Source organism: Streptomyces barringtoniae, from assembly GCF_020819595.1.
Lineage (GTDB): Bacteria > Actinomycetota > Actinomycetes > Streptomycetales > Streptomycetaceae > Streptomyces > Streptomyces barringtoniae.
Window position 1 is genome coordinate 70,872 of sequence record NZ_JAJHNP010000013.1, and the last position, 22,510, is coordinate 93,381.

Consider the following 22,510-nt stretch of genomic DNA (forward strand, 5'->3'; position numbering starts at 1 on the left):
TACGACACTAGGGGCGTGATCCGTTACGACGCCCTGGACGCGCTGCCCGTGCGCTCGGCCCTGCCCGCCCTGACCGAGGCCCTGGAGGACGGCGGCACCGCCGTGCTCGTGGCGCCGCCCGGCACCGGCAAGACGACGCTGGTGCCGCTCGTGCTGGCGGGGCTGGTCGGGGGCGGGCCCGCGCGGCGGGTCGTGGTGGCCGAGCCGCGCCGGATCGCGGCGCGGGCGGCGGCCCGGCGCATGGCGTGGCTGCTGGGCGAGAAGCCCGGCGAGAGCATCGGCTTCACGGTGCGCGGTGAGCGGGCCGTGGGCCGGCACACGCGCGTGGAGATCGTGACGACCGGGGTGCTGCTGCAGCGGCTGCAACGGGACCAGGAACTGCCGGGCGTCGACGCCGTCGTCCTCGACGAGTGCCACGAGCGGCATCTGGACGCCGACACGGCGGCCGCGTTCCTGTGGGACGTACGGCAGGCGCTGCGGCCGGAGCTGCGGCTGGTGGCCGCGTCGGCGACGACCGACGCCGAGGGCTGGGCGCGGCTGCTGGGCGGGGCGCCCGTGGTGGAGGCGGAGGGCGTCGCGCACCCGGTGGAGGTGGTGTGGGCGCCTCCGGCGCGTCCGGTGCGGCCGCCGCACGGGATGCGGGTCGATCCGGCGCTGCTGACCCATGTGGCGTCGGTGGTGCGGCGGGCGCTGGCCGAGCGGGACGGGGACGTGCTGTGCTTCCTGCCCGGTGTGGGCGAGATCGCGCGCGTGGCGGGCCAACTGGGCGGTGTGGGCGACGTCGACGTGCTCCAGGTGCACGGGAGGGCGCCGGCCGCCGTGCAGGAGGCGGTGCTGTCTGCCGCAGGGCGGCGCCGGGTGGTGCTGGCCACCTCGGTGGCGGAGTCCTCGCTGACGGTGCCCGGGGTGCGCGTGGTGGTGGACTCCGGGCTCGCGCGGGAGCCCCGGGTGGACCACGCGCGCGGGCTGAGCGGGCTGACGACGGTCCGCGCGTCCCGGGCGGCCGGGCGGCAGCGGGCGGGGCGGGCCGGACGGGAGGCGCCGGGGGCGGTGTACCGGTGCTGGTCCGAGGCCGAGGACGGGCGTCTGCCGGCGTTTCCGGCACCGGAGATCAAGGTGGCCGACCTGACCGCGTTCGCCTTGCAGGCGGCTTGCTGGGGCGATCCGGACGCCTCCGGGCTGGCGTTGCTCGATCCTCCGCCGGGTGGGGCCATGGCGGCGGCGCGCTCCGCGTTGACGGCGGTGGGGGCGGTGGACTCCGCCGGTCGGGCCACGTCGGTCGGCCAGCGGCTGGCTCGGCTGGGGGTGCACCCCCGGTTGGGGCGGGCGCTGCTGGACACGTCTGGTGGGGGCGCCGAGGTTGTCGCTCTGCTTTCCGAAGAGGTGCCGCGGGACTACGGGGATGATCTCGCGGGTGCATTGCGACGTGCCCGGCGTGGTGGCGACGCCTACGCTGCGCGGTGGGCTGCGGAGGTGCGGCGGCTGCGGGCCGTCTCACAGGAGTTTTCCCATCCGCCCGCCGGTCGCCGTCGGCCAGAAGGCGCCGTCCGGGTCGGGCCGGGCACCGGTGACGACCGGCTCGCCGGGCTTGTCGCCGCGCTCGCCTTTCCCGAGCGGGTCGCGAGGCTCGACGGTGGGTCGTATCTGATGGTCTCCGGCACGCGGGCCGAGTTGAGTGATGCGTCGGCGTTGCGGGGTGCGCCCTGGATCGTCGTCGCCGTCGCCGATCGGCCCTCCGGTACGGGGCACGCGCGCGTGCTGCTCGGGGCCGCCGTGAGCGAGGACGTGGCGCGGGCCGCCGCCGGGGCGCTGCTCGGCGAGGGGGACGAGGTGCGCTGGGCCGGCGGGGATGTCGTGGCCCGGCATGTCGAACGGCTCGGCGCCGTCGAGCTGGCCGTACGGCCTCTGAGGGACGCCGACCCGGCGCTCGTACGCGCGGCCCTGCTCGAAGGGCTCCGGCAGGAAGGGCTCGGGGTGTTGCGCTGGTCGCCGGAGGCGGAGGCGCTGCGGCAGCGGCTGGCCTTCCTGCGGGTGCATCTCGGTGAGCCGTGGCCGGACGTGTCCGACGAGGCGCTGCACGCGTGCGTGGAGGACTGGCTGGAGCCGGAGCTGAGCCGGGCCCGGCGGCGGGCCGATCTCGGCCGGATCGACGCCGGGCAGGCGCTCCCACGGCTGCTGCCGTGGGCGAGCGGCGAAGCCGCGCGGCTGGACGAGCTGGCCCCGGAGCGGGTCACCGTACCGAGTGGGTCCAGAATACGGATCGACTATCGGGATCCGGAGCGGCCGGTGCTCGCGGTCAAGCTGCAGGAGATGTTCGGGCTGCGCGAGACGCCGGCCGTCGCGGGCGTGCCGCTGCTCGTGCATCTGCTCTCCCCCGCCGGGCGGCCCGCCGCCGTCACGGCCGACCTCGCCTCCTTCTGGAAGGGCGGCTATCAGGGCGTACGGGCGGAGCTGCGCGGGCGGTATCCGAAGCATCCGTGGCCCGAGGACCCGGCGGCCGCCGAGCCCACCCGGCACACCAACGCGCGGCTCAGGCGCTGACCGGTTCGGGTTCGGCCGGTTCCGTGGGTGCCGGATCCTGAGGTCGGCGGGCCCGGGCCTCCAGGCAGAGGGAGAGAGCGAGGAGCAGGGCTCCCGCGGTCAGGGAACCCCAGGGGACGTACGAGGTGAGCATCAGCACCAGCGTGCGGTTGTGCTTGACCAGGGCGACCGTGTGCTCGATGTAGTCCTCGCGCATCTTCACGTCCCCGGCGAAGGCAGTGACCCGGTCCCGGCCGCCGAGCAGGGTGCCGCCGCGTAGTTCCTCCTTGTGGAGCTCCTCGCCGTAGACGGGCGCGCCGGTGACGGGTTCGACCCAGAATCTGCGGACCGTGCTGTACCAGCGGGTCGTTCCCGTGTTGGCGACCGATTCGGGCGTGATGCCCTGGATGGGCATGGTCTTCGGCATGGGGACCTTGGTCCAGGGGATGGCCTGCTCGAAGTAGTAGACCTTCAGGCCGCGGAAGGTCCGGGTGCCCTTGTAGTGGATGGGGTTGGTGGTGCGGGTCTGGGCGTCGAAGTACTCGTAGTCGCGTTTCTGTGTCAGGAAGGGCCACTTGAACTCGATGCCCTGGCGGGTGACGGGGTCGCCGTCGACCATCTCGCCGGTGGCGTGCACGGGGTCCTGGCTGTGGGCGTCGAAGATGTAGCGCTCGGGGACCTTGGAGACCATCTTGCCGTCGGGGCCCTGGACGTAGGAGAGGCTGTCCCAGACCACGACCGGCCGGCCCGCCGTCCTCTCGATCCTCTTCGCGGCGTCCACGTCGCCCTTGAGCGTCTGCACGATGGTGACCCCGGAGACCTTCTTCGCGCGCATCGTGCCGTAGTCGAGGAGGGTGGCGCCCCTGGCCTCGAGAACCATGTCCTGGTACTGGTTCGCGGGGATCCTCGCCAGGCGCGGGAAGGCGTACCAGCGCAGCAGCGGGGCGAGCGCCGCGCAGAGGACGGCGCAGGCGAGCAGGACCAGGCTTGCCTTGCGGCGCATGGAAGGCCTCCCTCCCGGACGGGCGCGGCTACGGGTGCGAGGGCACCGTCGTCAGCAGCGGCTTGGGGGATGTCCGGCCCGTCGGCGTGCCCATGGCGGTCATCGCCAGGACCAGGGCGAACGCGAGGGCGAGACCTGTCGCGGCGGCGATCAGGGCGCGCATACGGGCCTCCCGGCGGACGGTCGTGTCCTGACGGCTTTCTGATGGCACGTCAGGTTCGGCACCGTAGCAACGGGCGGGTGAGATGAGAACAGCGGTGCACGGACGAACGAGGGCGCCCTCCCCGCCGGTGCGGAGAGGGCGCCCTGCCGGTCGCGGGTGTCAGGAGGCGGACGGGCTCGGGGACGGGGACGGGCTCGCCGAGGAGTCCGCGGCGGCGACCTTCAGCTCGACGGTGAGCGTCGCACCGCCGGTGGTGGTGATGCGGAGCAGGAAGGTGCCGGTGGTGTCGTCCGCGTACAGCTTCGGCAGGGTCAGCAGTCCCTTGGCGTCCGTCCGGAGGCCGGTGAGGGTGCGTACGGGCTTGCCGTCGGCGTCCTTGAAGTACGGGCCCTTGTCGTTCTCGGTGGCGTCGGTGTCGGACTTGATCAGGGTGGCGGTGGCCGCGACCTTGTCCGCGACGGCGCCCTTGTACGTCGCCTTCACCTGGACCTGGTCGGCGAACTCGCCGCCCGGGGTGCAGGTCAGCGGGGTGTCGCTGGTGCGCGCCAGGGTGTCGGCGGCGCGCTCGGTGACGGTGGCCGTGTAGCCGAGGCCCGCGACCGTGCGCCCCACGACGGTGGCCATGACCTTGAAGTCGCCGGTCTTCTCGCCCGCCTGGAGCGCCGGGGCGAGGGCGACGCCCTTGGCGTCGGTGGCGACCGTGGCCACGGTCTCGCCGCCGGCGAAGGTGGCGTCGGTGTCCCCGGTGATGGTGAACCGGATCCTGACCTTGGCGACGGCCTTGCCGGCCTTGGTCTCGGCGCGGGTGCCGATCTGCTCGGTGAAGCCGTGGCCGGCCATCGCGGTGAGCTTGGCGGTGCCCGCGTCCTGCAGGTGGTCCACGGTGTCGGTGGGGGTCTGCGGGGGCTTCGGCGGAACGGGCGGCTTCGGCGGCGCCGGAGTGGGGCTCCCGTGCCCGCCGCCGGGCGTGCTGGGCTTGGGGTCCGGCTTCGGGTCCGGCTTGGTCTTCGGCACCTTCGAGTGCTTCGGGGACTTGGCGCGCGGGGTTCCGTCGTCGCTGCGGCGGGTGGGCACGCTGCCGGTGCCGTCGGGCACGGAGTGGGTGCCCTTGCGGTAGTACTCCAGCCACGACAGGACCGTGTTCAGGTAGTCCTGCGAGTTGTTGTAGCTGAGGATCGCGCTGTGCAGGCCGTCCTCGCGCGAGAGGTCCCAGCCGTTGCGGCACAGGTAGTGGCCCGCGGCGAGGGCGGCGTCGTAGACGTTGTTGGGATCCTTCTTGCCGTCGCCGTTGCCGTCGCGGCCGGCCCAGGCCCAGGTCGACGGGATGAACTGCATGGGGCCGACGGCCTGGTCGTACTCGGTGTTGCCGTCGTAGACGCCGTGGTCGGTGTCCTTGATGAGGGCGAAGCCGTGGCCGTCGAGCGCCGGGCCCAGGATCCGGCCGATCGTGGTGCCGTACGCGTCGACCCGGCCGCCACGGGCCTGCCCCGACTCGACCTTGCCGATCGCGGCGAGCAGCTGCCAGGGCAGGTTGCAGCCGGGCTTGGCGGCACGCAGTTCGGCCTCGGCCTTCTTGTAGGCGTCGAGGACCGTCGCCGGGATGCCGGCCTCGGCGTCACCCTGGGCGACAGGGGTGCCGGTGGCGCTCGGCGAGGGGCTGGGGTTGGGGCTGTTGAGGGGCGGCAGGTCCGTGTAGTACGGCGAGTTGCCGGTGGCGTTGCCGTCGGAGGTCGCGGGGGGCACGGGGGCGGAGGCGCCGGCCGTCGCCTGTGTGCCGTGGTCCTCGCCGGGCATTCCCGGAGCCTGGGACGCGGACAGAGCCGCGACCGCTGCCGCGGCCACGGCGGTGGTCGCCGCCCCCTTGCGCAGCCGCCTTCCGAAATGCGCCGCCATCGAGTGAACCCCTCCTGTGGACGTCGTGCGTCCGTCTCCGGCTGTCTGCCTCACCCTGCTGTGACGGTTGACCCGGTGTTCCGGTTGCCCCTGTGACATCCTTCCATCTGTGCGACGCGTGTTCGACCACGCGCCCGGCGGGTCGCGCCGCAGGCGACCCTACGACAACTTGCTTCGTGTCGGGACCGGTTCACGTCCGTTTTTCACCCGTTGGCCAACTCCGGTTGTCACGCAGGACGCTCGAAAGGCGGCCCCGTGTACAGAGCGGGCCTGATCGGCAGATACTGGACAAACGCGATCACCGGCTCGGCGCCATGACCGACGACCGTTCCCGGGGGCTCCGTTGCCGTTCACACTCAGCCATGCGGCGGCCGTGCTGCCCGCGGTCCGCCGGGACGGGACCGGCCGCGGCCCGCTGGTGCCGGCGGTGCTCGTCGCAGGCTCCTTCTCGCCCGACATGCCCTTCTATGCAGCGAATGCCCTGCCGGGCGGCATGGAATTCGGCGCCGTCACGCACGCGTTCGCCGGGGTCTTCACTGTCGACGTGCTCATCTCGTGGGCGCTGGTGGGACTGTGGCTGCTCGTCCGCGAGCCGTTGCTCGCGCTGCTGCCCCGGGGCCGGCAGGGACGGGCGGCCGTGCTGCTGCGCGGCCGTGCGCCACGCGCGCGTGCCCGCGTGGTCACGGTGGTGCGGTGGTACGTCTCCGCGGTGCTGGGTGCACTGACCCATGTGGTGTGGGACGCGTTCACGCATCAAGGACGGTGGGGGACCCGGCTGGTTCCGGCCATCGGGCGGGACCGGGTGGCGGGCATGCCGGTGTTCTCGTGGCTGCAGTACGGCTCGTCCGTGGTGGGCGCGGTCGTGATCGCGGTGTTCGCCGCGCGGGCGCTGCGGCGTGCGCCGGGCGGGGCGCCGGCGGGGGTGCCCGTGCTGTCGGTACGAGACCGGTGGTGGGCCGGCGCGGTGCTCGGCGGCTGCGCGGCGGCCGGGGCGGTGCAGCGGGCGGCGCGTTGGCGGGCGCTCACGGGGGCACCGGAGCGGCCGTGGGAACTGGTGCCGACCCTGTGCTTCGGGGTGGGCGCCGGGCTGGTGGTGGGGGTGGTGCTGTACGCCGTCGGGGTCAGGGTGTGGCGTCGGGGCCCGGTCCCCGACGGTCCTGGCGGTCTCGCTGATCCCGCTGCTCCCGCTGGTCCCGCCGGTCCCGGTGGGGTGGTCGGTGCGGGCCGGGGGCGGCCGGTCGGTCGGTGAGGGACGCGACGAAGACGGTGAGGGTGCGCCGGGGGCGCGGTCTCGGGATCGCGGTGAGCGCGAGGGCGAGGTAGCCGCGGGCGAGGTCGGCCCACTGGCGCCAGTCGGGGGCGCGGTCGACGGGGGCGGTCAGGCCGGCGAGTCTGTGCCGGAGGTGCGTGGCGGCCCTGCGGACGGTCGCGGTCAGGTCGGCGGGGATGCGGGCGGTGCTTGCGTCGGCCGCGAGGGCCGGGACCGGCGAGGCGGGCATGGCCTGCGCCGAGGCGGTGTCCGCCCAGGCCCGGATGTATGCCTCGGGCGTCCGGCGGTGAAGCATGCGTATACCCATGCCCGCAGTTTTGCGGCTGTGGGGGGTGGGGGGCGTTTTGGCGGGGGCCACGTGAGTGACGGGTCCCTCCGGGGGTTCGGCCGAATTGCTGGCGTGCGCGCCGGGCTCTTGTACTGGAGGGGTGGACCGGGGCGCGAGTTTTCGGGGTGCGGGGCGGACCCGGACGTGATGCTGCGGTGGGCTCGGCACCGCCGGAGAGCACCACGGGGGCGGGGCGCCGCTGCGGCGCGATGTGAGGGGCCCGCGAATTCAGGGGGCGGGTCGGACCCGGCGTGGTGCTGCGGTGGGTTCGGCACCGCCGGAAGGCGCCGTGGAGGCGAGGCACCGCTGCGGCGGGATGTGAGGGGCCCGCGAATTCAGGGGGCAGGTCGGACCCAGGCGTGGGTCACGGTGGGTTCGGCACCGCCGGAGAGCACCGCGAGGGCGAGGTGCCCTGGCGGCGGGATGTGGGAGGCCGGGGATTCAGGGGGCGAGTCGGACCCGGCGTGGTGCTGCGGTGCTGCCGGAGAGCACCGCGAGGGCGGGGTGCCGTTGCGGTGGGCAAGGAGGCGCCGGCGGGGACGTGGGGGCCGGTGTCGGTGGTTGGGCCCTGCCGTGCAGCGGAGGGGGTGTTGCAGCCGAGGCCGGTTGCAACACCCCCCTCCGCCCGAGCGCCGCAGGCTAGTGCGCTGCCGACTCCCAGTCCGGGCCGACGCCGACGGAGACGTCGAGGGGGGCCCGGAGGTGGACGGCGGTGGACATTTCCCGGCGGACGATCTGCTCGGCGGCCGACCGCTCGCCGGGGGCGATCTCCAGGACGATTTCGTCGTGGACCTGCAGGAGCATGCGCGACTTCAGGTCCGCCGCCCGCAGGGCACCGTCCACCTTGAGCATGGCGATCTTGACGATGTCGGCGGCGGTGCCCTGGATGGGCGCGTTGAGGGCCATGCGCTCGGCCGCCTCGCGGCGCTGGCGGTTGTCGCTGTTGAGGTCCGGCAGGTAGCGGCGGCGGCCGAAGAGCGTCGCCGTGTAGCCGGTCGCACGTGCCTCGTCGACCGCGCGGCGAAGGTAGTCGCGGACTCCGCCGAAGCGCTCGAAGTAGGCGTCCATCAGGGCGCGGGCCTCCGCCGCCTCGATGTTCAGCTGCTGGGACAGGCCGAAGGCGGACAGGCCGTAGGCCAGGCCGTACGACATCGCCTTGATCTTGCGGCGCATCTCCGCGTCCACCGCGGCGGGCTCGACGCCGAACACCTGGGACGCGGCCGTGGTGTGCAGGTCCTCGCCGGAGGTGAACGCCCGGATCAGGCCCTCGTCCTCGGAGAGGTGGGCCATCACCCGCAGCTCGATCTGACTGTAGTCGGCGGTCATCAGCGACTCGAAGCCCTCGCCGACCACGAAGCCGCGGCGGATCGCGCGGCCCTCGTCGGTGCGGACCGGGATGTTCTGCAGGTTCGGGTCCGTGGAGGACAGGCGCCCGGTCGCGGCCACCGTCTGGTTGAAGGTGGTGTGGATACGGCCGTCGCCCGCGACGGTCTTGATCAGGCCCTCGACCGTGACCCGCAGCTTCGCCTGCTCGCGGTGGCGGAGCATGATCACCGGCAGTTCGTTGTCGGTCTGGGTGGCGAGCCAGGCCAGGGCGTCGGCGTCCGTGGTGTAGCCGGTCTTGGTCTTCTTCGTCTTCGGCAGGGCCAGCTCGCCGAAGACGACCTCCTGGAGCTGCTTGGGCGAGCCCAGGTTGAACTCGTGGCCGGCGGCCGCGTGCGCCTCCTTCACGGCCTGCTGCACGGCGCCCGCGAAGGTCTGCTCCATCGCCTCGAGGTGCGCGCGGTCGGCCGCGATGCCGTGGCGCTCCATGCGGGCGAGCAGGGCGGAGGTGGGCAGCTCCATGTCGCGCAGCAGGTCGGCCGCGCCGACCTCCTCGAGGCGGGTCGCGAAGGCCGTGCCGAGGTCGAGGACCGCGCGGGCCTGGATCATCAGGGCCTCGGCCTCGGCGCCCTCGTCGGCGCCGAAGGCCAGCTGGCCGTCGGCCGCGGCGGCGGGCGCCAGCTCGCGGTGCAGGTACTCCAGGGAGAGGGCGTCCAGGTCGAAGGAGCGGCGGCCGGGCTTGACGAGGTAGGCGGCGAGCGCGGTGTCCATGGACACGCCCTCGACGGACCAGCCGTGCTCGGCGAAGACGCGCATGGCGCCCTTGGCGCTGTGGAACACCTTGGGGCGGCCGGCGTCGGCCAGCCAGGCCGCGAACGCGTTCTCGTCGGCCTCGTCCAGCTCGGCCGGGTCGAACCAGGCGGCCGCTCCCCCGGCGGCGGCCAGGGCGACCTCGGCGACCGAGCCGGTGCCCAGCGCCCAGGTGTCGACGGTGGCGATGCCCAGGGTCTCGGCGCCGTGCTCGGCGAGCCAGGGGGCCAGCTCGCCGGTGCGCAGGATCTTGCCGTCCAGCTCCACGCCGTCGGTGGTGATCGGCGTGGTCTCGGCCTCCTCGGCGCCGGGGTCGACGGCGAAGAGACGCTCGCGCAGGGACGGGTTGCGGATCTCCAGGGTGTCCAGGACCATCGTGACGGCCTTGCGGTCGTACGCGGCCCGCTCCAGGTCGGCGACCGCCCTGGGCAGCTCGACCTGGCGCTCCAGCTCGGTGAGGACGCGGTTGAGCTTGACCGACTCCAGGTGATCGCGGAGGTTCTGCCCGGCCTTGCCCTTGACCTCGTCGACGCGCTCGACCAGCTCGGCGAACGAGCCGAACTGGTTGATCCACTTCGCCGCAGTCTTCTCGCCGACGCCGGGGATGCCGGGGAGGTTGTCGGACGGGTCGCCGCGCAGGGCCGCGAAGTCCGGGTACTGGGCGGGTGTCAATCCGTACTTCTCGAAAACCTTCTCCGGGGTGAACCGGGTCAGCTCCGAGACGCCCTTGGTCGGGTAGAGCACGGTGATGTGGTCGGTCACCAGCTGGAAGGAGTCGCGGTCGCCGGTGACGATCAGCACCTCGAAGCCCTCGGCCTCGGCCTGGGTGGCGAGGGTGGCGATGACGTCGTCCGCCTCGAACCCCTCCACGGCGAAGCGGGGGGCGTGCATCGCGTCGAGGAGCTCGCCGATCAGCTCGACCTGCCCCTTGAACTCGTCCGGGGTCTTGGAGCGGTTCGCCTTGTACTCGGTGAACCGCTCGGAGCGCCAGGTCTTGCGCGAGACGTCGAAGGCCACCGCGAAGTGCGTGGGCGCCTCGTCACGCAGGGTGTTGGCCAGCATCGACGCGAAGCCGTAGATCGCGTTCGTCGGCTGGCCGGTCGCGGTCGTGAAGTTCTCCGCGGGCAGCGCGAAGAACGCGCGGTAGGCCAGCGAGTGCCCGTCCATGAGCATCAGCCGGGGACGGGTGCCGCCGGGGATCTTGTCGGTCTTCTTCGATGCTGTCTCTGCCACGCCCCCGATCCTGCCACGCCCCACTGACACTCCGGGCCGCGTGCGCCGGCGGGCTGCCGAGGGTTGCCGGCCCGTCACTCGGCGTGTTGCCGCCGGCCCGGGAGTGGTCGCGCTCGCGGCAGGAGGGCGGGCGGGAGAAGGGGGCGGTGTCGTTGTCGGTGCCCCGTGGGAGGATCGGCACCGTACTTCTCACACGCAGTCGAAGGGGAGCGTGCGATGGCGACGAAGCCGCCCAAGGGTGATCCGGTTCAGGACGCGCCGCAGGTCACGGAGCCGAAGCACGCCGCGGCGGGGCTGCCCGCCATCGGGCACACCCTGCGGATCGCCCAGCAGCAGATGGGCGTGCGGCGCACGGCGCTGACGTTGCTGCGGGTGAACCAGAAGGACGGGTTCGACTGCCCGGGCTGCGCCTGGCCGGAGCCGGACCACCGGCACAAGGCGGAGTTCTGCGAGAACGGCGCGAAGGCAGTGGCCGAGGAGGCCACCCTGCGCCGGGTCACCCCGGAGTTCTTCGCCGCGCACTCCGTGGCCGACCTGGCGACGAGGAGCGGGTACTGGCTGGGGCAGCAGGGGCGGCTCACGCACCCCATGTATCTCGCCGAAGGCGGCACGCACTACGAACCGGTCGGCTGGGACCGCGCCTTCGACATCGTCGCCGAGGAGATCACCGCCCTCTCCTCCCCCGACGAGGCGGTCTTCTACACCTCGGGCCGCACCAGCAACGAGGCCGCGTTCCTGTACCAGCTGTTCGCGCGCGAGCTGGGCACGAACAACCTGCCGGACTGCTCGAACATGTGCCACGAGTCGTCCGGTTCGGCGCTCAGCGAGACCATCGGCATCGGCAAGGGCAGCGTCCTGCTGGAGGACCTCCACAAGGCGGACCTGATCATCGTCGCGGGGCAGAACCCGGGGACGAACCATCCGCGCATGCTCTCCGCGCTGGAGAAGGCCAAGGCGAACGGCGCGAGGATCATCAGCGTCAATCCGCTGCCCGAGGCCGGCCTGGAGCGGTTCAAGAACCCGCAGACGCCGCAGGGCCTGCTGAAGGGCGCCGCCCTCACCGACCTGTTCCTGCAGATCCGCATCGGCGGCGACCAGGCCCTCTTCCGGCTGCTCAACAAACTCGTCCTGGAGACGGAGGGCGCGGTCGACGAGGAGTTCGTCCGCGAACACACCCACGGATTCGAGGAGTTCGCCGAGGCCGCCCGCGCCGCCGACTGGGACGAGACCCTGAGGGCGACGGGCCTCACGCGCGCGGAGATCGAGCAGGCCCTCGGCATGGCGCTCGCCTCGAAGCGCACCATCGTCTGCTGGGCCATGGGCCTCACCCAGCACAAGCACGCCGTCCCGACCATCCGCGAGGTCGTCAACTTCCTGCTGCTGCGCGGCAACATCGGCCGGCCCGGCGCGGGCGTGTGCCCGGTGCGCGGGCACAGCAACGTCCAGGGCGACCGCACCATGGGCATCTTCGAACGGCCCGCTCCGGCCTTCCTCGACGCGCTGGAAAAGGAGTTCGGGTTCGCGCCACCGCGCGAGCACGGCTTCGACGTCGTACGGGCCATCCGCGCGCTGCGCGACGGCGAGGCGAAGGTCTTCTTCGCCATGGGCGGCAACTTCGTCTCCGCCTCCCCCGACACCGAGGTCACCGAGGCCGCGATGCGGCGGGCGCGGCTGACGGTGCACGTGTCGACCAAGCTCAACCGCTCGCACGTCGTCACGGGCGCGCGGGCGCTGATCCTGCCCACGCTGGGCCGCACCGAGCGGGATCTGCAGGCGAGCGGCGAGCAGTTCGTGACCGTCGAGGACTCGATGGGCATGGTGCACGCCTCGCGCGGGCGGCTGGCACCGGCGAGCCCGCGGCTGAGGTCGGAGCCCGCGATCATCTGCGGCCTGGCCCGCCGCGTGCTCGGCGCGGACAGCGTCGTGCCGTGGGAGGAGTTCGAGAAGGACTACGCGACGATCCGTGACCGCATCGCGCGTGTGGTCCCCGGTTTCGAGGACTTCAACGCGCGCGTGGCCCGCCCCGGCGGCTTCACGCTGCCGCACGCCCCGCGCGACGAGCGCCGCTTCCCGACCGCCACCGGCAAGGCGAACTTCACGGCGGCGCCCGTGGAGTACCCCGAACTGCCCGAGGGCCGGCTGCTGTTGCAGACCCTGCGCTCGCACGACCAGTACAACACCACGATCTACGGCCTGGACGACCGCTACCGGGGCATCACGGGCGGCCGCCGGGTGGTGCTCGTGAATCCCGGGGACGCGCGGGCGCTCGGGTTCGCCGAGGGGTCGTACGTCGACCTGGTGAGCGAGTGGAAGGACGGCGTGGAGCGGCGGGCACCCGGCTTCCGGGTCGTGCTCTACCCGACGACCCGGGGATGCGCGGCGGCGTACTACCCGGAGACGAACGTCCTGGTCCCGCTCGACGCGACCGCCGACACCAGCAACACCCCGGCCAGCAAGTCCGTGGTCGTACGTCTCGAAGGTCACACCGGGCAGACAGAGGGCCGTCTGGAACAATCGGCGACCGACTGAGCGTTTGCTCAGCCACCACATTCAGGTGTACGACGAAGGAGCCGGGCCCATGGGCGAGCAGCAGCAGGTGAAATTCCCGCAGGAAGTCATCGACGAGTACGCGGCGCTCGGTGTCGACCTGCCCGCCCTCTTCTCGGCCGGACACCTCGGCACCCGCATGGGGGTGCAGATCCTGGAGGCCTCGGCGGAGAAGGTCGTCGGGACCATGCCGGTGGAGGGCAACACCCAGCCGTACGGCCTGCTGCACGGAGGCGCCTCCGCCGTTCTGGCGGAGACGCTCGGCTCGATCGGCTCCATGCTGCACGGCGGCAGCTCGAAGATCGCGGTCGGCGTGGACCTGAACTGCACCCACCACCGCGCGGTCCGCTCGGGCCTGGTGACCGGTGTGGCCACCCCGATGCACCGGGGCCGTTCGACGGCGACGTACGAGATCGTGATCAGCGACGAGCAGGGCCGCCGGGTGTGCAGCGCCCGGCTGACCTGTCTGCTGCGGGACGTGAACGAGGCCGACGCCAGGCGCGTCCAGGGCACCGGCGCCTGACAGCGACCGCGAAGGGGCTGCTCCTTGCGGCGGCCCCTTCGCCGGGCGCGAACCTCGAGTGCGGAATGACAACCGACCGGTGCCGCCGCTGAATTGACGGGCCAACGGGCACACACCGCCCATGGCGCACGCACCGCGCCCGACCGCCCGTCACACGGCACGCCCCGGCCACCCCCGGCCACCCCCGGCCGCTCCCGGCCGCTCCCGGCCGCTCCCGGCCGCTCCCGGCATGGGACGCGAAGAAGCTCCGAAGCCTCGCCCTCCAGCCCCTCAACTTCCTTTTCCTGCGCGTAACCCTGCGTAATATGCATGCAATAGGCATTCATATTTTCATCACCGCGGCCCTGGATGCGCAACATCATCCGGGACCACGGAAGTCGCCTGCAGCAACGGCGTGAGGTAATCACCAAAACCCCCGAGACGCCTGAACCGATTATGGCAAGGCCTGCAGGTTCTCAGAATGCGGACAGGGTGAATCGGGCTGAATTCCTGCTTTCCCCCCACGCAGTACCGCTCTGCATTACCTCGTGTCATAACAAGAGCGTCACAGCCTTGGTCAAGCACTCCTCCACGTTCCTCACACACGCTTAGAGTCACCGCCAGTCACCGCTCCATAGGGAGTTCGGTACCGGCGCGGCAGCTTCGCACCCTCAAGGGGCGGAACGTGCCTGCGGAAAGGATCGATAGTGCGACAGCGTTCTCTGGTGATTCTTACCTCCGTGCTGACCACCGGAGCTCTGACTCTCACCGCTTGCGGCTCCCGGAACAACGACAGCAAGGGCGGCGACAGTGGCAACGTGACCGTCACGATCGGCGTCGATGCTCCGCTGACCGGCCAGAACTCCGCGACCGGTCTGGGTATTCAGTACGGCGCCCAGATCGCCGTCGACGACGCCAACAAGAACAAGACGGTCCCGGGCGTCACCTTCAAGATCAAACCGCTGGACGACAAGGCGATCCCCGCCACCGGCCAGCAGAACGCCACCCAGCTCGTCTCCGACAAGACCGTGCTCGGCGTCGTCGGCCCGCTCAACTCCGGTGTGGCCACGCAGATGCAGCAGGTCTTCGCCACCGCCAACCTGGTGGAGATCTCCCCGTCCAACACCAACCCCGAGCTCACCCAGGGCAAGAACTGGCAGACCAACAAGTCCCGCCCGTTCAAGACCTACTTCCGCACCGCCACCACCGACGAGCTGCAGGGCGCCTACGCGGCGGACTACGCCTACAACGGCATCCACGCGAAGAAGGCGTTCGTCGTCGACGACAAGCAGACCTACGGCGCGGGCCTCTCCAAGATCTTCACGGAGCAGTTCACCAAGCAGGGCGGCAAGGTCATCGGCACCGACCACGTCAACACCGGCGACCGTGACTTCTCCACCCTGGTCACCAAGATCAAGAACTCGGGTGCCGACCTGCTCTACTACGGCGGCCAGTACGACGAGTCCGAGGTGCTGACCAAGCAGCTCAAGGACGCCGGCGCCAAGATCCCGCTGTTCGGCGGTGACGGCATGTTCACCCCGACCTACATCAAGACCGCCGGCAAGGCCGCCGAGGGCGACCTGGTCACCTCCATCGGCGTCCCGGTCGACACCCTGCCCGCCGCCAAGACCTTCGTCGACACCTACAAGGCCAAGAAGTACCCCGGTGACTACGGCACCTACGGCTCCTACGCCTACGACGCCGCCACCGCAATCATCAAGGCCGTCGGCCAGGTCGTGAAGGACGGCAAGCTTCCGTCCGACGCCCGCGCCCAGATCGTCGACGCCGTCCAGAAGACCTCCTTCGACGGCATCTCCGGCAAGATCTCGTTCGACCAGTACGGCGACACCACGAACAAGCAGCTGACCGTCTACCAGGTCAAGAACGGTGAGTGGAAGTCCGTCAAGAGCGGAACGGCCAGCCCGAAGTAAGCCACCGAAACACATCGCCTCACCAGGGCCGCGCGGCGCAGACCACCGTCACCGCGCGGCCCGCCTTCTACCGCCCCCTTGACTCTCCCCACCACATGGAGGCCATGCGGTGAACACCCTGCCGCAGCAGCTGGCCAACGGGCTGTTCCTCGGCTCGATGTACGGGCTGATCGCCATCGGATACACGATGGTGTACGGCATCGTCCAGCTCATCAACTTCGCCCACGGCGAGATCTTCATGACCGGAGGCTTCGGCGCCCTCACGGTCTACCTCGTCCTGCCGGACGGCATATCCATGTGGATAGCCCTGCCGGCGATGCTGATCGGCGGTGCACTGGTCGCCGTGCTCATCGCCGTCGGCGCCGAGCGTTTCGCCTACCGTCCACTGCGCGGCGCGCCACGCCTCGCCCCGCTGATCACCGCGATCGGCCTGTCGCTCGCGCTGCAGCAGGCGGTCTTCAACTGGTACCACGTCGACGGCGACGCCAAGTCCGCCCGCGTCTTCCCGCAGTTGCCGTTCGGCCCGCTGCACATCGGCTCCGTGACCGTGCAGAGCGGTGACGTCTTCCTGATCATCGCCGCCCCGGTGTGCATGGCGGTCCTCGCCTTCTTCGTCCGGCTCTCCCGCACCGGCCGCGCCATGCAGGCCACCGCCCAGGACCCGGACACCGCCCAGCTGATGGGCATCGACACCAACCGCATCATCGTCATCGCCTTCGCCATCGGCGGCTTCTTCGCGGCCGTCGCCGGTGTCTCCTACGGCCTCAAGTACGGCTCGGTCTCCTACGACATGGGCTTCCTCGCCGGTCTGAAGGCGTTCACCGCGGCCGTCCTCGGCGGCATCGGCAACATCTACGGCGCCATGCTCGGCGGCCTCGTCCTGGGTCTGGCCGAGGCCATGGCCACCGCCTACATCGCCGACATTCCCGGCATGCACCAGCTCGGCGGCGGCAGCTGGGCTCCCGTGTGGGCCTTCGTCCTCCTCATTCTCGTACTCCTCTTCAGGCCACAGGGCCTGCTCGGCGAACGCGTCGCGGACAGGGCGTGAGCAGCATGACCGACACCACCACCGAGACCACCGCCCAGTCCCCGGAACCGGCCGGGCGCGGGCCCGTCCCGCTCCCGCCGGCCGCGGCCCGCCCGCTCATCGCGCTCGGCGCGATCGGCACCATCGCCAGCACGTTCCTCAGCTGGACCTGGACCCCCGACTTCCCCGGTGACCTGACGATCTACGGCTACCCGGCGGGCCTGCAGGTCATCGCCCTCGTGGCCGGCGCCCTCACCCTGCTGTACGGGCTCACCCTGTGGAACGTACGAGGGCTGAACTGGCTGAACCCGGGCAGGGCCACCTCCCCGGTCCTGCTGATCACGCTCTCGGCGTTCGCCGTCTGCTGGTTCACCGGCATCGCCATCGCCGTCGACCTCGGCGGCCTGGTGAACCTGGACCCCGGCGCCTTCGTGGCGATGGCGGCCTCCGCGCTGTCCGTCGTCGGCGCCCTCGCGCTGCCCCACCCGAACCCCGGTACGGGCCTGCGCGGCTACCTCACCAAGCCCGACCAGCCCCGTCCCGGCGCGCTCTCGCCGCTGGCCGAGCGTGCCGCCGTCACCGTCGCCACCGCTCTCGCCCTGGTGGTCTTCACCTACGGCATCGGCATCAACGACGACGACAGCGAGACCTTCATCGGGTTCCTGCTCGTCCTCGTCTTCGGCGCCTGGGGCCTGGTCCACGCCGGCCTCCTCGACCGGTTCGCGACGATGTCCGCCCGGCACAAGGGCTTCGCCACCACCCTGGCCTTCGTCGCCGCCGTGATCTTCCCCTTCACCCAGAGCGACGACCACAACGCCAACATCGGCGTGAACATCCTCATCTTCGCCACCGTCGCCCTCGGCCTGAACATCGTCGTCGGCCTCACCGGTCTGCTCGACCTCGGTTACGTCGCCTTCCTCGGCGTCGGCGCCTACGCCGCCGCGCTGGTCTCCGGCTCCGAGTACTCCCCCTACGGCGTCCACTTCCCCTTCTGGGCCGCCGCCCTCACCGGCATGGCCGCCTCGCTGGTCTTCGGCGTCCTGATCGGCGGCCCCACGCTGCGCCTGCGCGGCGACTACCTGGCCATCGTCACGCTCGGCTTCGGAGAGATCTTCCGCATCACCGTCAACAGCCTGGACGGCGACTCCGGACCGAACGTCACCCGCGGCCCGAACGGCATCACCCAGATCCCCGACATCAAGATCTTCGGGTTCAACCTGGGAGACGCCCACGACGTCGGCGGATTCACGCTCGGCCGCTTCGCCAACTACCTCTTCCTGATGCTCCTCATCACGGCGATCGTCGTCCTCGTCTTCACCCGCGCCGCCGACTCCCGCATCGGCCGCTCGTGGATCGCCATCCGCGAGGACGAGACCGCCGCCACCGCCATGGGCATCAACGGCTTCCGGGTCAAGCTCATCGCCTTCGCGCTCGGCGCCTCCCTCGCCGGCCTCGCCGGCACCGTGATGGCGCACGTCAACTACAGCGTCAACCCGCAGCCGTACCAGTTCGCCGGCGCCGCCCCGCCCAACTCGGCCTTCCTCCTGGCCGCCGTCGTCCTCGGCGGCATGGGCACCGTCAGCGGCCCGCTGCTCGGCGCGAGCGTGCTCTACCTGGTCCCGGAGAAGCTCCAGTTCCTGCAGAACTACGAGCTGTTCGCCTTCGGCCTCGCGCTGATCCTGCTGATGCGCTTCCGGCCGGAGGGCATCATCGCCAACCGCCGCCGCCAGCTGGAGTTCCACGAGACCGGCCAGCTCGACGTACCGGCGCAGAAGACGCTGACCGACGAACCGGCCGCCAGCAAGGCAGGGGCGTAAGGAACCATGACGACACCTGTACTCGAAGCCCGTGACGTCACGATGCGATTCGGCGGCCTGACCGCCGTCCGGTCCGTCGACTTCACGGTCAACAGCGGCGAGATCGTCGGCCTCATCGGCCCGAACGGCGCCGGCAAGACCACCTTCTTCAACTGCCTCACCGGCCTGTACGTCCCCACCGAGGGCACGGTCGCCTACCAGGGCAAGGTGCTGCCGCCCAAGCCGCACCTGGTGACGCAGGCGGGCATCGCCCGTACCTTCCAGAACATCCGGCTGTTCGCCAACATGACCGTCCTGGAGAACGTCCTCGTGGGCCGCCACACGCGGACCAAGGAGGGCCTGTGGTCGGCGCTGCTGCGCGGCCCCGGGTTCCGCAAGGCCGAGAAGGAGTCCGAGGCGAAGGCCATGGAACTCCTGGAGTTCGTCGGCCTCGCCGCCAAGCGCGAGCACCTCGCGCGCAACCTGCCCTACGGCGAGCAGCGCAAGCTGGAGATCGCGCGGGCACTGGCGAGCGAGCCGGGCCTGCTGCTGCTCGACGAGCCGACGGCCGGCATGAACCCGCAGGAGACCCGGTCCACCGAGGAACTGGTCTTCGCCATCCGGGACAAGGGCATCGCCGTCCTCGTCATCGAGCACGACATGCGCTTCATCTTCAACCTGTGCGACCGGGTCGCCGTGCTCGTGCAGGGCGAGAAGCTCGTCGAGGGCACCTCCGACGTCGTACAGGCCGACGAGCGTGTCGTCGCCGCCTATCTGGGTGAGCCCTTCGAGGGCGACCCGGGGGCGGCGGAGGTCGCGGAGGTCGAGGCCGCCGAAGCCGCGGCGGACGAGGCCGAAGCCGCGGCGGACGAGACAGCCGAAGCCGACTCGGAGGCGGAGTCGGCCGACGCGGAGAGCACCGGCACCACCAAGGGAGAGGCCCAGTGACCGCACTGCTGGAGGTCGAGGACCTCAGGGTCGCCTACGGCAAGATCGAGGCCGTCAAGGGCATCTCGTTCAGTGTCGAGGCCGGCCAGGTCGTCACCCTCATCGGCACCAACGGCGCCGGCAAGACGACCACGCTGCGCACCCTGTCGGGCCTGCTCAAGCCCACGTCGGGAAGGATCGCCTTCGACGGCAAGCCGCTCACGGGCGTGCCGGCGCACAAGATCGTCGCGCTCGGCCTCGCCCACTCCCCCGAGGGCCGGCACATCTTCCCGCGCCTGACCATCGCCGAGAACCTCCAGCTCGGCGCCTTCCTCCGCAAGGACAAGGAGGGCATCGAGAAGGACATCCAGCGCGCCTACGACCTGTTCCCCATCCTGGGCGAGCGGCGCAAGCAGGCCGCGGGCACCCTCTCCGGCGGTGAGCAGCAGATGCTGGCGATGGGCAGGGCGCTGATGTCCCGGCCGAAGCTGCTGATGCTGGACGAGCCGTCGATGGGCCTGTCGCCGATCATGATGCAGAAGATCATGTCGACGATCGCCGAGCTGAAGTCCCAGGGCACGACGATCCTGCTGGTCGAGCAGAACGCCCAGGCGGCGCTCTCGCTCGCCGACCAGGGCCACGTCATGGAGGTCGGCAACATCGTCCTGTCGGGCACGGGTCAGGACCTGCTGCACGACGAGTCGGTCCGCAAGGCGTACCTGGGCGAGGACTGACCCGTTCGACGACAGGGCCCGCGCCCCCTTCTCCGGGGCGCGGGCCTTTGTCACAGGGGTCAGCTCTTCTTCGCGGCCTTCTTCTCCTCGTTGTCCGCGATGACCGCCTCGGCGACCTGCTGCATCGACATACGGCGGTCCATGGAGGTCTTCTGGATCCACCGGAACGCGGCCGGCTCGGTCAGGCCGTACTCGGTCTGGAGGACGGACTTCGCGCGGTCGACCAGCTTGCGGGTCTCCAGGCGCTGGGAGAGGTCGGCGACCTCCTGCTCCAGCTGCTTCAGCTCGGTGAAGCGGGAGACGGCCATCTCGATGGCCGGGACCACATCGCTCTTGCTGAACGGCTTGACCAGGTACGCCATGGCACCGGCGTCCCGGGCGCGCTCGACGAGGTCGCGCTGCGAGAAGGCGGTGAGCATCAGCACCGGCGCGATGGACTCCTCGGCGATCTTCTCGGCCGCGGAGATGCCGTCCAGCTTGGGCATCTTCACGTCCATGATCACCAGGTCCGGCCGGTGCTCGCGGGCCAGCTCGACGGCCTGCTCGCCGTCCCCGGCCTCGCCGACGACGGTGTACCCCTCCTCCTCCAGCATCTCTTTCAGGTCGAGCCGGATCAGGGCCTCGTCCTCGGCGATGACGACACGGGTCGTCAGCGGAGGCACGTGCGACTTGTCGTCGTCGGGCGCGTCTACGGGCTGGGGCGACTCGGCGGTCACGGGGGCTCCTCGTTCCAGGCAGGGGTACTGCTGACAAGAGCCTACCTAGCTACGGTATGGTGGACGCGCGGAGGGTCGGGGGAAACCTTGGATTCTGCGAGCCCCGGTAGCCCAATTGGCAGCAGGCAACGGATTCAAAACCCGTACAGTGTCGGTTCGAGTCCGACCCGGGGCACTTTTCCTTGGATTCCAAGGTCAGCGTCCCTGAAAGGCCCCTCAGGTGAGGGGCCCTTTTTCACACCTTCAGCGCTCTGTTCCGGTGTCTTCAGCGCCCTCTTCCCATGCCTTCGGGCCGCCGTCCCATGCCTTCGGGCCGCCGTCTCATGCCTTCGGGCTGTCGTCCTCGCCGATGTGGTGGACGCGGACCATGTTGGTCGAGCCGGAGACCCCGGGCGGGGAGCCGGCCGTGATCACCACGATGTCGCCCTTCTCGCAGCGGCCGTACTTCAGCAGCAGCTCGTCCACCTGGTCGACCATGGCGTCGGTGGAGTCGACGTGCGGGCCGAGGAAGGTCTCGGCTCCCCAGGTGAGGCTCAGCTGGGAGCGGGTGGCCGGCTCGGGGGTGAAGGCCAGGAGAGGGATCGGGGAGCGGTAGCGGGACAGGCGGCGGGCGGTGTCTCCCGACTGGGTGAACGCCACCAGGAACCTGGCGCCCAGGAAGTCGCCCATCTCCGCCGCCGCACGGGCGACCGCTCCGCCCTGGGTGCGCGGCTTGTTGCGCTCGGTCAGCGGCGGCAGGCCCTTGGCCAGCATGTCCTCCTCGGCCGCCGCGACGATCTTCGCCATGGTGCGCACGGTCTCGACCGGATACTTGCCGACGCTGGTCTCGCCGGAGAGCATCACCGCGTCCGTGCCGTCGAGGACCGCGTTGGCCACGTCGGAGGCCTCGGCGCGGGTCGGCCGGGCGTTGTCGACCATCGAGTCGAGCATCTGGGTGGCGACGATGACCGGCTTGGCGTTGCGCTTGGCGAGCTTGATCGCGCGCTTCTGCACGATCGGCACCTGCTCCAGGGGCATCTCCACGCCCAGGTCGCCGCGCGCGACCATGATCCCGTCGAAGGCGGCCACGATGTCGTCGAGGTTCGCCACGGCCTGCGGCTTCTCGACCTTGGCGATCAGCGGGAGGCGGCGGCCCTCCTCGGCCATGATCCGGTGCACGCCCCTGGCGTCGTCGCCGCTGCGGACGAAGGAGAGCGCGATGACGTCGAAGCCGGTGCGCAGCGCCCAGCGCAGGTCCTCCTCGTCCTTCCCGGAGAGGGCGGGGACGGAGACGGCGACGCCGGGGAGGTTGAGGCCCTTGTGGTCGGAGATCACGCCGCCCTCGACCACGCGGGTGCGGACGCGCGGGCCGTCGACGGCGGTGACCTCCAGGCAGACCTTGCCGTCGTCGACGAGGACGCGCTCACCGGGGGTGACGTCGGCGGCGAGTCCGGCGTAGGTGGTGCCGCACCGGTGGCGGTCGCCCTCGACGCCCTCCTCGACGGTGATGGTGAACGTGTCGCCGCGTTCAAGGAGTACCGGTCCTTCCCCGAAACGGGCGAGCCGGATCTTCGGGCCTTGAAGGTCGGCGAGAATTCCGACGCTGCGGCCCGTTTCGTCGGCCGCCTTGCGCACTCGCCGGTAGCGCTCCTCGTGTTCGGCGTGGGTGCCGTGGCTGAGATTGAACCGGGCCACGTCCATTCCGGCGTCGACCAGTGCCTTGATCTGGTCGTACGAGTCGGTGGCGGGCCCCAGAGTACAGACGATCTTTGCTCGGCGCATATGTCGAGCCTAGGCCTTACCCGCGG

At 71.1% G+C, this 22,510-nt stretch carries 15 protein-coding genes and 1 tRNA gene; 10 read left to right on the forward strand and 6 right to left on the reverse strand.

The features are described 5' to 3' along the window. The first annotated feature begins 15 nt into the window (after nucleotides 1–15). Nucleotides 16–2,541 carry an ATP-dependent helicase HrpB gene (gene hrpB, locus LMU33_RS23760; RefSeq protein ID WP_228622576.1) on the forward strand — a complete coding sequence of 842 codons (2,526 nt, stop codon included), beginning with the start codon at nucleotides 16–18 and terminating at the stop codon, nucleotides 2,539–2,541. On the opposite strand, the gene pgfA is transcribed toward hrpB, so the two are convergent. The 3 genes from pgfA to LMU33_RS23775 form a co-directional block, all read right to left on the reverse strand. Then, on the reverse strand, nucleotides 2,531–3,523 hold the full coding sequence (gene pgfA, locus LMU33_RS23765) for a cell envelope lipid trafficking protein PgfA (protein WP_228622577.1): 993 nt from the start codon (nucleotides 3,521–3,523) through the stop codon (nucleotides 2,531–2,533). The genes hrpB and pgfA overlap by 11 nt on opposite strands. 28 nt (nucleotides 3,524–3,551) lie before the next feature. Beyond that, nucleotides 3,552–3,686 (reverse strand): SPW_0924 family protein, encoded by a 135-nt coding sequence (locus LMU33_RS23770; protein ID WP_228622578.1) that lies wholly within the window; start codon nucleotides 3,684–3,686, stop codon nucleotides 3,552–3,554. A gap of 159 nt (nucleotides 3,687–3,845) precedes the next feature. Beyond that, entirely contained in the window at nucleotides 3,846–5,579 is a 1,734-nt protein-coding gene (locus LMU33_RS23775; protein ID WP_228622580.1) for a lytic transglycosylase domain-containing protein, read from the reverse strand. 343 nt (nucleotides 5,580–5,922) lie between these two features. Between LMU33_RS23775 and LMU33_RS23780 the strand changes: the two genes are divergently transcribed. Continuing rightward, nucleotides 5,923–6,828, forward strand: a complete 906-nt coding sequence (locus LMU33_RS23780) for a DUF4184 family protein (RefSeq protein ID WP_228622581.1) — start codon at nucleotides 5,923–5,925, stop codon at nucleotides 6,826–6,828. A gap of 988 nt (nucleotides 6,829–7,816) precedes the next feature. Here the strand turns inward: LMU33_RS23780 and polA are convergent. Next, nucleotides 7,817–10,543: a DNA polymerase I gene (polA, locus tag LMU33_RS23785; protein ID WP_228622583.1), complete on the reverse strand. Its 2,727-nt coding sequence runs from the start codon at nucleotides 10,541–10,543 to the stop codon at nucleotides 7,817–7,819. 216 nt (nucleotides 10,544–10,759) lie between these two features. On the opposite strand from polA, the gene LMU33_RS23790 reads away from it, so the two are divergent. The 7 genes from LMU33_RS23790 to LMU33_RS23820 all read left to right on the forward strand — a co-directional run bounded on the left by LMU33_RS23790 (nucleotide 10,760) and on the right by LMU33_RS23820 (nucleotide 20,007). Continuing rightward, complete coding sequence (locus tag LMU33_RS23790) at nucleotides 10,760–13,072, forward strand: FdhF/YdeP family oxidoreductase (RefSeq protein WP_228622585.1); 2,313 nt, start codon at nucleotides 10,760–10,762, stop codon at nucleotides 13,070–13,072. A gap of 49 nt (nucleotides 13,073–13,121) precedes the next feature. After that, nucleotides 13,122–13,613 carry a hotdog fold thioesterase gene (locus tag LMU33_RS23795; protein ID WP_228622587.1) on the forward strand — a complete coding sequence of 164 codons (492 nt, stop codon included), beginning with the start codon at nucleotides 13,122–13,124 and terminating at the stop codon, nucleotides 13,611–13,613. 701 nt (nucleotides 13,614–14,314) lie between these two features. Beyond that, complete coding sequence (locus tag LMU33_RS23800; protein ID WP_228622773.1) at nucleotides 14,315–15,523, forward strand: branched-chain amino acid ABC transporter substrate-binding protein; 1,209 nt, start codon at nucleotides 14,315–14,317, stop codon at nucleotides 15,521–15,523. A 109-nt stretch (nucleotides 15,524–15,632) separates the two neighbouring features. Further along, nucleotides 15,633–16,571 (forward strand): branched-chain amino acid ABC transporter permease, encoded by a 939-nt coding sequence (locus tag LMU33_RS23805; protein WP_228622589.1) that lies wholly within the window; start codon nucleotides 15,633–15,635, stop codon nucleotides 16,569–16,571. Between the two features lie 5 nt (nucleotides 16,572–16,576). Then, on the forward strand, nucleotides 16,577–18,367 hold the full coding sequence (locus LMU33_RS23810) for a branched-chain amino acid ABC transporter permease (RefSeq protein ID WP_228622774.1): 1,791 nt from the start codon (nucleotides 16,577–16,579) through the stop codon (nucleotides 18,365–18,367). A gap of 6 nt (nucleotides 18,368–18,373) precedes the next feature. Continuing rightward, on the forward strand, nucleotides 18,374–19,294 hold the full coding sequence (locus LMU33_RS23815; RefSeq protein ID WP_228622590.1) for an ABC transporter ATP-binding protein: 921 nt from the start codon (nucleotides 18,374–18,376) through the stop codon (nucleotides 19,292–19,294). Beyond that, a complete protein-coding gene (locus tag LMU33_RS23820; protein WP_228622591.1) occupies nucleotides 19,291–20,007 on the forward strand; it encodes an ABC transporter ATP-binding protein in 717 nt (238 codons plus the stop codon). The genes LMU33_RS23815 and LMU33_RS23820 overlap by 4 nt, the downstream gene beginning before the upstream one ends. A gap of 59 nt (nucleotides 20,008–20,066) precedes the next feature. Here the strand turns inward: LMU33_RS23820 and LMU33_RS23825 are convergent, their stop codons facing one another. Continuing rightward, the gene (locus tag LMU33_RS23825) at nucleotides 20,067–20,723 is read right to left on the reverse strand and encodes an ANTAR domain-containing response regulator (RefSeq protein WP_228622593.1); all 657 of its coding nucleotides are present in this window, start codon (nucleotides 20,721–20,723) and stop codon (nucleotides 20,067–20,069) included. Nucleotides 20,724–20,823: 100 nt separating this feature from the next. On the opposite strand from LMU33_RS23825, the gene LMU33_RS23830 reads away from it, so the two are divergent. Continuing rightward, nucleotides 20,824–20,898, forward strand: a tRNA-Leu gene (locus LMU33_RS23830). A gap of 146 nt (nucleotides 20,899–21,044) precedes the next feature. Here LMU33_RS23830 and pyk read toward each other — a convergent pair. Next, nucleotides 21,045–22,484, reverse strand: coding sequence for a pyruvate kinase (gene pyk, locus LMU33_RS23835; RefSeq protein ID WP_228622595.1), 1,440 nt, complete (start codon nucleotides 22,482–22,484; stop codon nucleotides 21,045–21,047). Between the last annotated feature and the right edge of the window lie 26 nt (nucleotides 22,485–22,510).